This window comes from Novosphingobium hassiacum, assembly GCF_014196055.1.
Taxonomy (GTDB): domain Bacteria; phylum Pseudomonadota; class Alphaproteobacteria; order Sphingomonadales; family Sphingomonadaceae; genus Novosphingobium; species Novosphingobium hassiacum.
The window spans coordinates 155,255-167,381 of record NZ_JACICY010000001.1 but is presented as its reverse complement, the minus strand read 5'-3'; the positions used below and the strand labels follow the sequence as shown (position 1 = coordinate 167,381).

13 protein-coding genes are annotated in these 12,127 nt (G+C 62.4%); 12 read left to right on the top strand and 1 reads right to left on the bottom strand.

What is annotated here, in order from left to right:
• Position 1 precedes the first annotated feature (1 nt).
• Positions 2 to 1,678 (bottom strand): putative bifunctional diguanylate cyclase/phosphodiesterase, encoded by a 1,677-nt coding sequence (locus tag GGQ88_RS00840; RefSeq protein WP_183611138.1) that lies wholly within the window; start codon positions 1,676 to 1,678, stop codon positions 2 to 4.
• 347 nt (positions 1,679 to 2,025) lie between these two features.
• On the opposite strand from GGQ88_RS00840, the gene ffh reads away from it, so the two are divergent.
• The 12 genes from ffh (at position 2,026) to GGQ88_RS00780 (ending at position 12,119) form a co-directional block, all read left to right on the top strand.
• Positions 2,026 to 3,501, top strand: coding sequence for a signal recognition particle protein (ffh, locus tag GGQ88_RS00835; protein ID WP_183611137.1), 1,476 nt, complete (start codon positions 2,026 to 2,028; stop codon positions 3,499 to 3,501).
• Positions 3,502 to 3,549: 48 nt separating this feature from the next.
• On the top strand, positions 3,550 to 3,996 hold the full coding sequence (gene rpsP / locus GGQ88_RS00830) for a 30S ribosomal protein S16 (protein ID WP_183611136.1): 447 nt from the start codon (positions 3,550 to 3,552) through the stop codon (positions 3,994 to 3,996).
• Complete coding sequence (rimM, locus tag GGQ88_RS00825; protein ID WP_183611903.1) at positions 3,996 to 4,487, top strand: ribosome maturation factor RimM; 492 nt, start codon at positions 3,996 to 3,998, stop codon at positions 4,485 to 4,487. Before rpsP ends, rimM begins: the two co-directional genes overlap by 1 nt.
• An 87-nt stretch (positions 4,488 to 4,574) precedes the next feature.
• The gene (locus GGQ88_RS00820; RefSeq protein ID WP_183611135.1) at positions 4,575 to 5,375 is read left to right on the top strand and encodes a hypothetical protein; all 801 of its coding nucleotides are present in this window, start codon (positions 4,575 to 4,577) and stop codon (positions 5,373 to 5,375) included.
• A 60-nt stretch (positions 5,376 to 5,435) separates the two neighbouring features.
• On the top strand, positions 5,436 to 5,729 hold the full coding sequence (locus GGQ88_RS00815) for an AbrB/MazE/SpoVT family DNA-binding domain-containing protein (RefSeq protein WP_183611134.1): 294 nt from the start codon (positions 5,436 to 5,438) through the stop codon (positions 5,727 to 5,729).
• Positions 5,726 to 6,100: a type II toxin-antitoxin system VapC family toxin gene (locus GGQ88_RS00810; protein ID WP_183611133.1), complete on the top strand. Its 375-nt coding sequence runs from the start codon at positions 5,726 to 5,728 to the stop codon at positions 6,098 to 6,100. Before GGQ88_RS00815 ends, GGQ88_RS00810 begins: the two co-directional genes overlap by 4 nt.
• 23 nt (positions 6,101 to 6,123) lie before the next feature.
• Positions 6,124 to 6,453: an acyl carrier protein gene (locus GGQ88_RS00805; RefSeq protein WP_183611132.1), complete on the top strand. Its 330-nt coding sequence runs from the start codon at positions 6,124 to 6,126 to the stop codon at positions 6,451 to 6,453.
• Positions 6,450 to 7,322, top strand: coding sequence for a tRNA (guanosine(37)-N1)-methyltransferase TrmD (gene trmD / locus GGQ88_RS00800; protein WP_183611131.1), 873 nt, complete (start codon positions 6,450 to 6,452; stop codon positions 7,320 to 7,322). The genes GGQ88_RS00805 and trmD overlap by 4 nt, the downstream gene beginning before the upstream one ends.
• Complete coding sequence (rplS, locus tag GGQ88_RS00795; RefSeq protein WP_183611130.1) at positions 7,300 to 7,677, top strand: 50S ribosomal protein L19; 378 nt, start codon at positions 7,300 to 7,302, stop codon at positions 7,675 to 7,677. The genes trmD and rplS overlap by 23 nt, the downstream gene beginning before the upstream one ends.
• A gap of 164 nt (positions 7,678 to 7,841) precedes the next feature.
• Entirely contained in the window at positions 7,842 to 10,103 is a 2,262-nt protein-coding gene (locus GGQ88_RS00790; protein ID WP_183611129.1) for a S9 family peptidase, read from the top strand.
• 220 nt (positions 10,104 to 10,323) lie between these two features.
• A complete protein-coding gene (locus GGQ88_RS00785; RefSeq protein WP_183611128.1) occupies positions 10,324 to 11,355 on the top strand; it encodes an aspartate-semialdehyde dehydrogenase in 1,032 nt (343 codons plus the stop codon).
• An 8-nt stretch (positions 11,356 to 11,363) separates the two neighbouring features.
• Positions 11,364 to 12,119: an alpha/beta fold hydrolase gene (locus tag GGQ88_RS00780; RefSeq protein WP_183611127.1), complete on the top strand. Its 756-nt coding sequence runs from the start codon at positions 11,364 to 11,366 to the stop codon at positions 12,117 to 12,119.
• Positions 12,120 to 12,127 lie beyond the last annotated feature (8 nt).

Sequence of the window (12,127 nt, the reverse complement as noted above, 5' to 3'; positions counted from 1 at the left end):
CTCAGGCAGTAGCGCTGCGCGGGCCGGTTGTCGCTTCGTCAGCGGGCTGGGCGGCTGCGGGCTGGGCAGGTTCGGGTGCGGCGACGAGCAGCTGGTTGCTCTGTGCCAGCATCTCGCGGACGCTTTGCGCATCGGTGGGTTGGCCATAGAGGAAGCCCTGACCCTTGAACGAGCCGTATTTGCGCAACTCGTCGAGCACTTCGGACGATTCGATGCCCTCGGCGGTGATCGGCAGGTCCATGCCGCGGCCGAGCGTCGTGATCGCCTCGACGATCATCGCGCTGTCCTTGTTCTCGCCAAGGTTCGAGACGAAGTATCGGTCGATCTTGATGCGGTCGAACGGCAGGCTGCGCAGCTGTGCGAGGCTCGAGTAGCCGGTGCCGAAATCGTCGAGGCTGATGCCGATGCCCTGGTTCTTGAGGCTGGTGATCAACGTGCGGACCACACCGATGTTCTCGTGCAGGCAGGACTCGGTGATTTCGATATCGAGACGGCTGGGCGGGAAGTTGGCTTCGACCAGCAGTTTGAGCAGCTTCTGCGCAAACCACGCATCGCGCAGCTGGATCGGCGAGATGTTGACCGACAATGTAAGCGCGGGGTCCCATTCGCGGGCATCGCGCAGAGCCTGACGGATCAGGCTTTCCGACAGGTCGGAGATCAGGCCGATCTCTTCGGCGACCGGGATGAAGATCTCGGGCGAGAGCAGGCCGTGGCGTGGGCTGCGCCAGCGGGCGAGCATTTCGAAGCCGGTCAGCTTGCCGGTGTCGAGATCGATCTGCTTTTCGTAGAACGGGACGAATTCGCCGGCGGGGATGCCCTCGCGGATGCCGCGTTCAAGTTCGCTGCGATAGCGCAACTCGCTCGCCATGTTCTGTTCGAACCAGCAGTAGCGGTTACGGCCTGCTTTCTTGGCCTGATACATCGCAAGGTCGGCGCGGTGGAGCAGGATTGCAGCAAGATCCGACGGCTCGCTCGTCTCGGCAACGCTGGTTGACGCAAGCCCGATCGAGGCAGTCACTTCGAGCGCCAGTCCGTCGATCTCGACCGGATTTGCCACGGCTTCGTTGATGCGCTGGACCAGCCGATCGATCGCCTCGGCATGATCGGGGTCGTAGATCGCGGCACAGGCGAATTCGTCGCCGCCGAGGCGTGCGATTATCGAGTTTTCGGGAAGGGCGCTACGGATGCGCCGCGCTGCTTCGCAGAGCACCGCATCGCCCGCCTGATGACCGTGCGCGTCGTTTGAACGCTTGAAGTTGTCAAGATCGATCATCATCGCGACCACCTCGTGCCCGGTCGAGCGGGCGGTGGCGATAATTTCCTGCAGCGCCTCGCTGACGCTGCGGCGGTTGAGGCAGCCGGTCAGCGGATCGGTGCGCGCAAGCTTGTGCGCCTCCTGCTCGGCCTGGCGGCGCTGGCCGACCTCGTTCGTGAGGTCTGCGTACCGGCGCCATCCGAACAGCAGTAGCGCGATGTTGAGAAGCAGGGCCGTACTGAGCAACTGGTCGCGGGGATGCGCGCCTTTGACGATGCCCCTGACGAAATCGGTCATGACCGAAGAGCCGTTGGCGACGAACAGCAGGATCGTGCCGACGACAACACACAGACCAATTATGTCCCGGTCCGCTTTCGCTTTGGAGCCTTGCCCCTTCGCGTATTCAGTCGGCCTGATTGCCATATGTCCGCCTTCGCAATGCCCCCTGCGATTGCCCTGGGGCAGATCGCCAATGCAAAAACCCTTAGGGCATTGCTCCTGAAATTTTGGTTAAGATCACCTTGCGATCCCGTGGTGAAGTCCCGCAAACGTCGGGCTTCACGGGAGATCCGCGCACGGGCCTTGCCAATTTCGGCACCTGCGGCTATGGGCAGCGTCCTGCAGCCGGTTTTGCGACCAGTCCTGCGGATTCGACAACGGCCCCTGTTCAGGATGCCACACGCTGGTCGGCGAGGTTTCGCCCACCGGCGTTTTTCGCGTTATCGCGAAATGTGGCCGGCGGGCAAGGGCATGCTGATGGGAAGTTTCGCGTGTTCGACAGTCTTTCAGACCGGCTTGGAGGCGTCTTCGATCGCCTGCGTGGCCGCGGCGCGCTGAGCGAGGACGACGTCCGTGGTGCCATGCGCGAAGTGCGCATCGCGCTGCTCGAAGCCGACGTCGCGCTTCCGGTCGTTCGCCGGTTTGTCGATAATGTAACCGAACTTGCCATTGGCCAGTCGGTGCTGCGCTCGGTCACGCCGGGCCAGCAGGTCGTCAAGATCGTCAACGATGCGCTGGTCGAGATGCTCGGCGGCGGGACCGCCGAACTCGATCTGGTGGCCACGCCGCCGGTCGTGATCATGATGGTCGGCCTGCAGGGGTCGGGCAAGACCACCAGCACCGCCAAGATTGCCAAGCTGCTGAAAGAGAAGCACGGCAAGAAGGTCATGATGGCCTCGCTGGACGTCAATCGTCCGGCCGCGCAGGAACAGTTGAAGGTGCTGGGTGAGCAGGTGGGCGTTGCCACCTTGCCAATCATTGTCGGCCAGTTGCCGGTCGAGATTGCCACGCGCGCCCTGAATGCGGCAAAGCTGCAGGCAGTCGACGTGCTGATGCTCGACACGGCGGGCCGCCTGCACGTCGATCAGGCGCTGATGGACGAGATGAAGGCGGTTTCGGCCATCTCGGTCCCGAAGGAAACGCTGCTCGTCGTCGATGCGCTGACGGGCCAGGACGCGGTCAACGTCGCGCAGTCGTTTTCGGGCGAGGTCGATCTGACCGGCATCGTGCTGACCCGCATGGACGGTGATGCGCGCGGCGGTGCGGCGCTGTCGATGCGCGCGGTCACCGGCAAGCCGATCAAGTTTGCGGGCACCGGCGAAAAGCTCGACGCGATCGAGCCGTTCCATCCCGAACGCGTGGCCGGCCGCATCCTCGGCATGGGCGACATCGTCTCGATGGTCGAGAAGGCCGCCGCGACGATCCAGGTCGAAGACGCCGAGAAGCTTGCCGCGCGGATGTCCAAGGGTCAGTTCGATATGAACGACCTGCGCACGCAGTTGCGGCAGATGCAGAACATGGGCGGGCTCGGCGCGCTGGCGGGCATGATGCCCGGCATGAAGAAGGCCAAGGCGGCAATGGCGCAGTCCGGCATGGACGATCGCGTGCTGCTGCGCATGGACGCGATCATCGGTTCGATGACCGTGAAAGAGCGTGAAAAGCCCGAACTGCTCAACGCCAAGCGCAAGATCCGCGTCGCCAAGGGTTCCGGCACGCAAGTGCAGGACGTCAACAAGCTTCTGAAGATGCATCAGGAAATGGCCAAGGCCATGAAGCAGATCAAGAAGATGGGTGGCCTCAAGGGTCTGGGCGCGCTGTTCGGCAAGGGCGGCATGGGTGCCGCTATGCCGGGCCTCGACCAGCAGATGGGGCCGGGCGGTCTTGGTGGAATGGGTGGCGGCGGCTTGCCGGGTCTGGGTTCGGGCGGTCTGCCGTCGAACCTGGGTGACCTGCTCAAGAAACGTTAAATTATCTGAATTTTCGTAAAGTTAGAATTTCGCTGAAAGGTTGATCAAATGTCTGTTTCTCTTCGTCTTTCGCGTGGTGGCTCGAAGAAGCGCCCGTATTACAAGGTCGTCGTCTCCAACAGCCGCGCCCCGCGCGACGGTAAGTACCTGGAGCAGGTCGGCACCTACAATCCGCTGCTCGCCAAGGACGACGAAAACCGCGTCCGTCTGGTCGAAGACCGCGTGAACTACTGGCTTGGCGTTGGCGCCCAGCCGACCGATCGCGTCGCGCGCATGCTCGACAAGGCCGGGATCAAGGAGCGCAAGGCTACCAACAACCCGACTGCTGGCGAACCCGGCAAGAAGGCCAAGGCCCGCGCTGAAGACCGCGCCAAGAAGGAAGCCGAAGCCGCTGAAGCTGCTGCTGCTGCTGCCGCTGCACCGGTTGCCGAAGAAGCTGCCGCTGAAGAAGCGCTTGCTGCTGAAGCCGCTGCTGAAGAGCAGACGGAAGCCTGATCTTGTCGGACAAGCCCGTCACGCTCGCCGCCATCACTGGCGCGCACGGGGTGACGGGGGACGTCCGCCTCAAGCTGTTCGGAGAAGGCGTGGCGTCGCTCAAGCGATACCGCGCCTTCTGCGATTCCACGCTGACCGTGATGAACATGCGCGATGACGGCAAGGGCGGCGCAATCGCGCGCTTTGCCGAAGTCACCGATCGCACTGCGGCCGAAAAGCTGCGCGGGACGGCGCTGACCGTACCGCGTTCGACCCTGCCGCCTTTGGGCGAGGGCGAGTATTATCACGCCGACATCCTTGGGCTTCCTGCTGTCTCGACAACGGGAGAGCCGCTGGGCGAATGCATCGCCATCGACAATTTCGGTGCGGGCGACGTGCTCGAGATCCGCAAGCCCGATGGCAAGCGCTTCATGGTGCCGATGAAGGTGGATGCGGTGCCTGAATGGGATGATGCGCGGCTCGTCATTGAAGCCGCCTACGCCGAGGATTGACGCCTTTAATCCGGAACGCGCGTAGTCTTCGTTGCGCGACTGGCTGCTTACGTCCATGTCTCTGATCGGGACGGATACGGGGGCAACATGGCGGCACGGCTTTCAATCGACAAGGTAACGGTGGCAGGCATCGCTCTGTTGTTGATGCCGCTGCTGACGATGGTTCACGAAATTGGCGGGCATGCCGCGACCTGTCTCGCGACGGGCGGCAAGCTGACCGATCTTGGCGCGTTCTATGTCGAATGCCAAAGCAATGGTGATACGGCGCGGCGGCTGGTGGCTGTGGCAGGCATGGCGGTCGATGCGGTGCTGGGTGGCGTCGCGTTCATGGTCTGGCGCTACATGCTGCGAAGCGACCTTGCCCGGCTGGTCGCTTGGTACGTGTGGATCAGCCTGCTGTTTAGCGCGGCGGGGTATTTCCTGTTTTCGGGCGTGTCGGGAATCGGCGATCTTGGACCGGATGCGGATGGCGGGCTGGGGCCATTGCCCAATCCGCTGGCGTGGCGTGCGGGTTTCGCGCTGTTCGGGCTGGTCGCCTATGTCCACCTGGTGCGGACCGGGATCAAGACGCTCAACAGCATGATCGGGCAGGGGCCGGGCTCTCGCGCCGCGCGCCAGACGATCGCTCACGGCTTTTACATCGTGCTGTGTCTGGCGGCGGTTCTGGCGAGCCTGCCCAATCCGGTCGGCCTGTTCATCACGCTGGCGTCGGCTACCGCGGCAAGCTTCGGCGGCAAGGCCGGCCTGATCTCGATCGGCTTTGCAACGCGCGACGATGGGCGGGCTGGCATGTTCCTGGTGGAGCGCAGTTGGGTGGTGTTTGTAATCGGCTTGGCGGTGAGCTTGGCGTTTGCAGCGGTGCTGGGGCCGACGATCCGGTTTGGATAGGTTGCTGGTTGCGGGTAGGCGCCAAGGAGGTATATACATGACGTATATACGGAGGCCGCGATGGGCGTTGAGCATACTGCCAAGAGCTTCAAGTCAGGAAACTCGGTCGCGATCCGCGTTCCGGCGGCGCTTGGCGTTGAGCCTGATCGCGAATGGGTCATTGAAGAGAAGGACGGCGATCTCATTCTTCGTCCGAAGACTAAGGCGAAGCGAAAGTTCAACATCGATAAGGTTTGGGGTTGTGCAGCCGGTTCGGGTTTGCAGTTCATCAAGCCGGAAGATCGAGTCTTTGAAGAGCGGCCGCTGCTATGGGACGATCCTGAGTGGCGTGCGAAGCACATGCCTGAAGAATGAAATTTATGCTCGACAGCAATGTCGTCATCGCTGTTGCTTTAGCAGCCGGCGAATCTGTGCGTCAGCGCATGGCGGAGCATGACGAGGGTGATTTCGTCATTTCGTCCATCGCTTTTGCAGAGGTCATGCGTGGCTCTGTGCAAGGCAAGCCGCCGACCATCGATAGGCTGCAGGCTTTGATCGAAGAGGTGCCAGTCCTGGCTTTCGATGAGAACGCGGCGCAAGCCTATGCCAAGATCCCGTTCAAGCGCGCAAGCTATGACCGCCTTATCGCGGCTCACGCCTTATCGCTAGGGCTGACGGTGATCACCGGTAACACAAAGGACTTTGCTGATGTGCCGGGGCTGGTGGTTGAGAACTGGACGGTTTGATGTCCCCGGCGCTGGACCGTATAATGGAAATCGTCGCGGAGCAGAGTGGGGTTCGCCGGGGTCAGCTTACAGCGACTTCTGCGATTGATCAGGACATTCGGATTTCTGGTGGTGATGTCCAAGACCTTGTCCAGGCGCTAGCCGATGAGTTCGGCGACCAAGTGTGGCAATGGCCTTGGCAGCGATTTGCTTTGCTTGATGAAGGTCTGTCCCTGCTTTTTCCGTTTCAACTCGTCTGGCAACTTTTGACGTGGCCACTACGAGGCAGTTTTTCCTATCCCAGCCCCTACGAGCGGCTTGAGCTGGCACACATTGCGAAAGTGATCGAAGCGGGCCATTGGCTGGATCCATGACCTTCGCCGCCACCGTTCTCACGCTCTATCCCGAGATGTTCCCTGGCCCTTTGGGTGTCAGCCTTGCGGGGCGGGCGCTGGCTGAGGGCAAGTGGTCGATGGACGCAGTGCAGATTCGGGATTTTGCTGCGGACAAGCACCGGACTGTCGATGATACGCCTGCCGGTGGCGGTGCCGGGATGGTCCTGCGGGTGGACGTGCTGGCGAAGGCTGTGGATTTTGCGCGGGGTACTTCCCCCCTCTCCTTCAGGGGAGGGGCTGGGGTTGGGGGCTCTCCGGATCGTGCCACCGCGCTTCGGGATAGCCCCCACCCCAACCCCTCCCCTGAAGGGGAGGGGCTAGCAACGCCACTCCCCGTCATCGCGCTTACCCCTCGCGGCAAGCCCCTCACACAGGAACGCGTGCGCCAACTCGCCGCAGGCCCCGGCGTCATCCTGCTGTGCGGGCGGTTCGAGGGGTTTGACGAGCGGATCTTCGATGGGCGCGATGTCGAGGAAGTGTCGGTCGGCGACATCGTCCTGTCGGGCGGGGAATGTGCGGCGCTGATGCTGCTGGACGCTTGCATTCGGCTGCTTCCCGGCGTAATGGGCGCGGCCTTGAGTGGGCATGAGGAGTCGTTCGAGAACGGCCTTCTTGAGTACCCTCATTATACCCGACCTGCTGAGTGGGAAGGGCGAGTGATCCCTGAAGTGTTGCGATCGGGGGATCACGCGAAAATCGCAGAGTGGCGGAAACGCCGTTCGGAAGACGATACCCGGCTACGCAGGCCGGACCTTTGGGAGCGTCACATCGGCGCTCGGGTCCAGCCTGCCTCTGGTGCGCAACGTGAAGTGCAGGATTTGAAAAATGAACCTGATTCAGCAGCTTGAAGCTGAAGCCATCGCCGAATACAAGGCGAAGAAGGAAATTCCGGCGTTCCGTGCAGGCGATACCGTGCGTATCGGCGTACGCGTCGTCGAAGGTGAACGCACCCGCGTCCAGGCTTACGAAGGCGTGTGCATCGCGCGTTCGAACCGTGGCCTCGGCTCGAACTTCACCGTTCGCAAGATCTCGTTCGGCGAAGGCGTGGAGCGCGTGTTCCCGCTCTACTCGCCCAACATCGATTCGATTACCGTGGTTCGCCGTGGTGTCGTTCGTCGTGCGAAGCTCTACTATCTTCGCGGCCGGACCGGCAAATCGGCACGTATTGCCGAGCGCAAGGTCACCAAGGTCAGCGCGGACTGAGCAGGGCGGGTTCAAACCCAACGCCACGACACGACAAGTGTTTGAAAAAGGCGTCCTGGCTCACCGGCCAGGGCGCCTTTTCTGCTTTCAAACGCAACCAAATCCGGCCACGAAGGCGTATCGAAACTTGCCCGATCAAACCGGGTCAGAGGATACCGAACTCCATGCGTCATTTCCGCCTGCTTGCCGCCTGCGCGCTTTGTGCCATCTCGTTCGCGCCGCTTGCCCACGCACAACAAGGTCAAGCCATGACCAAGACAACTAATTCTGCCGTCAAGGACCTGACCTTCGAACGCGTGTTCGCCAGCCCGGGCCTAAACGGTCCGGCGCCGCGCGCGGTCAAGCTGTCGCCCGATGGCCGTTACCTGACTTTGCTGCGCAACCGCGCCGACGATCGCGAACGCTACGATCTGTGGGGCTTCGACCGCACGACTTCGAAGTGGACGATGCTGGTGGATTCACTCAAGCTGTCGTCGGGTCGGACTCTGTCGGAAGCCGAGAAGATGCAACGCGAGCGCCAGCGCATCGGCGATCTCAAGGGCATCGTTGCGTACGAATGGGCAGCGGACAGCAAGTCGGTTCTCGTACCCGTCGATGGCGACTTGCTGATCGCGGGCCTCGACGGATCGGTGCGCAAGGTCGAAGGCACGAAGGGTGGCGAACTGACGCCGAAGCTTGGCCCCAAGGGCAAGCATATCGCATTCGTGCGCGACCGGCAGTTGTGGGCCGGGCCTGTGACCGGCGCTGCGGCCGTCGCGATTTCGCCTGCCGAGACGAACGAGAACGTCCACTGGGGCGAGGCCGAATTCGTCGCGCAGGAAGAAATGAACCGCTTCAACGGCTTCTGGTGGTCGCCCGATGAAAGCCGCATCGCGGTCGAACGCTTCGATGAGAGCATGGTCGGCGTGGTCACCCGCGCGGCAATCGGCGCGGAGGGGACCAAGACGTTCGATCAGCGCTATCCGGCAGCGGGCACGCCCAACGCCGAGGTTTCGCTTCACGTCATGGCGCCGGACGGCTCTGGCCGGGTGCAGGTCGATCTTGGCAAGGACAAGGACATCTATCTCGCGCGGGTCGATTGGGCACCCGACGGCAAGACGCTCTACGTGCAGCGGATGGACCGCGAGCAGACACAGCTCGACATGCTCAAGGTCGATCCGATGACCGGCAAGTCGAGCGTGCTGTTCTCGGAAAAGGCAGCGGCGAAGCACTGGATCGATCTGTCGGATAGTTATCGTTTTCTGGACGATGGCAGCTTGGTGTGGTGGTCGCAGCGCGACGGCTTCGGGCACCTGTACCACTATAAGGGTGGCAAGTGGACTCAGCTGACCAAGGGCGAATGGACCGTCACCGGCATGGTCGGCGTCGATGAGAAGCGCGGCAAGGTCTACTTCACCGGCAATCGTGACGACGTGCTGGCGCAACAGGTCTACGCGCTCGATCTGAAGGCTCCTGCCAACTTCACGCGGCTGACCGAGCTGAACTGGGTCAACGGCGCATCAATGGACAAGAGCGGGCAGACGCTGATGATCACGCGCTCGTCGGACACGCAGCCATCGCAGTCGTTTATCGCTGATACCAGCGGCAAGCGGCTGGCGTGGATCGAGGAGAATAAGGTTGGGGGCACGCATCCTTACGCGCCGTACCTTGCCAGCCATCGCCCGGCACAGTTCGGCACGATCCCGGCGGCTGACGGCACGCCGCTGCACTACATGATGATCACGCCGCCGCTGGAGCCCGGCAAGACCTATCCGGTCTTCACCTATCACTATGGCGGCCCGACGGCGCAGGTGGTCACCAAGGGCTTTCAGGGGGCGCTGGCACAGGCGATCGTCGACAAGGGCTACATCTACTTCGCGATCGACAACCGCGGGTCGGAAAATCGTGGCGTGAAGTTCGCCTCGGCGCTGTACCACGCGATGGGCACGGTCGAGGTCGAGGACCAACTGGCGGGCGCGAACTGGCTCAAGAAGCAGCCGTTCGTGGCCGCCGACAAGATCAGCACGTTCGGCTGGTCCTACGGCGGGTACATGTCGATCAAGATGCTTCAGGCTGATCCGGGTGCTTATGCGGCCGGGATCGCGGTGGCTCCGGTGACCAAGTGGCAGATGTACGATACGACTTATACCGAGCGGTATCTGGGCGATCCGAACAAGCTGCCCAAGGTCTATGAGAAGTCGAATGCGCTGGCCGATACGAGCAAGATCAAGGACCCGCTGTTGATCATTCACGGCATGGCCGATGACAACGTGGTGTTCGAAAACGCATCCGCGATCATTGCCAAGATGCAGGGCGAGGCGGTGCCGTTCGAGATGATGCTGTACCCCGGCTACACGCACCGCATCAGCGGGCCGAAGGTCAGCCAGCACTTGTACGAGACGATCTTCCGGTTCCTTGACCGCAACGGAGCGGGCAGCGGGAAGTAGCTTCACCCCCTTCGTCATTGCGAGCGACCGAAGGGAACGCGGCAATCCAGAGTTCACGCGTGACGCTCTGGATTGCTTCGTCGGCTTCGCCTCCTCGCAATGACGAGCGGGCCAAGGTGAAGTGGGGCGCGCAAAAGCGTTTTTAACTTGGCTGGTCGGTACCAGCCGCTAGGGAACGGCCAAGCCGCGCTGAGGGGCGGGCCGCTTGAAGGGAATGCAGATGGGTTACCGGGTTGTAGTTGTCGGCGCGACGGGGAACGTGGGCCGCGAAATGCTCAACATTCTGGCCGAGCGCGAGTTTCCGATCGACGAGATCGCAGCTGTCGCATCGCCGCGCTCGCAGGGGACCGAGATCGATTTCGGCGAGACCGGGCGCAGGCTCAAGGTCAAGAACATCGAGAACTTCGACTTTACCGGATGGGACATCGCGCTGTTTGCCGCAGGATCGGGCCCGACCGCGATCCATGCACCGCGCGCGGCGGCTTCGGGCTGCGTGGTGATCGACAATTCGTCGCTCTACCGCATGGACCCGGACGTGCCGCTGGTCGTGCCCGAGGTGAACCCCGATGCGATCGACGGCTACAAGAACAAAATGATCATCGCCAACCCCAACTGCTCGACCGCGCAGATGGTCGTGGCATTGAAGCCGCTGCACGATGCAGCGCGGATCAAGCGCGTGGTCGTGGCGACGTATCAATCGGTTTCTGGCGCGGGCAAGGACGGCATGGACGAGCTGTTCGAGCAGACGCGTGCGATCTACATGCCGTCGGGCGAGATGTCCGACCCCAAGAAGTTCACCAAGCAGATCGCATTCAATGTGATCCCGCACATCGACGTGTTCCTCGATGATGGTTCCACCAAGGAAGAGTGGAAGATGATCGCGGAGACCAAGAAGATTCTCGATCCCAAGATCAAAATCAGCGCCACGTGCGTGCGCGTGCCGGTGTTCGTCGGCCATTCCGAAGCGCTCAACATCGAGTTCGAGGACGAGATCAGCGCCGAAGAAGCACAGAACATCCTGCGCGAAGCGCCGGGTGTGATGCTGATCGACAAGCGCGAGGACGGTGGATACATCACCCCGATCGAGTGCGTGGGCGACGACGCGACTTACGTCAGCCGCGTGCGCGAAGACCCGACCGTGGACAGCGGCCTGTCGCTGTGGTGCGTCTCTGACAACCTTCGCAAGGGTGCCGCGCTCAACGCCGTCCAGATCGCCGAGCTGCTGGGCCGTCGCCACCTCAAGAAGGGGTGAGCGGTTCCATGACGGATGCAACGACCGAGTTTTTCTCCGGCTTCGGCGGAGCGCAACTCGCGTTGCACCGGATGGGCGCGGGCCGACCGGTAGTTCTGCTGCACGGTCTGTTTTCGTCAGCACACGTCAACTGGATCAAGTTCGGGACTGCTGCCAAGCTGGCCGAGGCGGGCTTCGAATGCCTGATGCCGGACTTGCGCGTGCATGGGCAAAGCGCAGCGCCGCATGATCCGGCGGCTTACCCGCAGGACGTGCTGGTCCGCGACCTTGAGGCGCTGGTGGCGCATCTGAGGCTGGTGGACTTCGATCTGGTCGGGTTCTCGCTCGGTTCGCGCACGTCGGCGCGCGCGGTACTGGCGGGGTTGCGGCCACGGCGCCTGGTGCTATCGGGTATGGGGCTTGAGGGCCTTGCCGGATGGGCGCGACGGCAGGACTTTTTCGTGGACGTGATCGACCGGTTCGGGACGATCGAGCGCGGCGATCCGGCGTTTATGGCGCAGGCATTCCTGAAAACGATGGGCGTGGATCGCGTTGCGGCGCGACTGTTGCTGGGCACGATGGCCGATACCGATCCCGCCGAGCCTGCCGCGATCACCATGCCGACGCTGGTGCTGTGCGGCGAGAACGACGATGATAACGGTTCGGCCGCGCGGCTGGCGCAGGTCCTGCCGGATGCCGAACTCGTGCTGATCCCCGGCACGCACATGAGCAGCGTGACGATGCCCGAACTGGGTGACGAACTGGTGGCGTTCCTGTCGCGATAAAAGGCGCA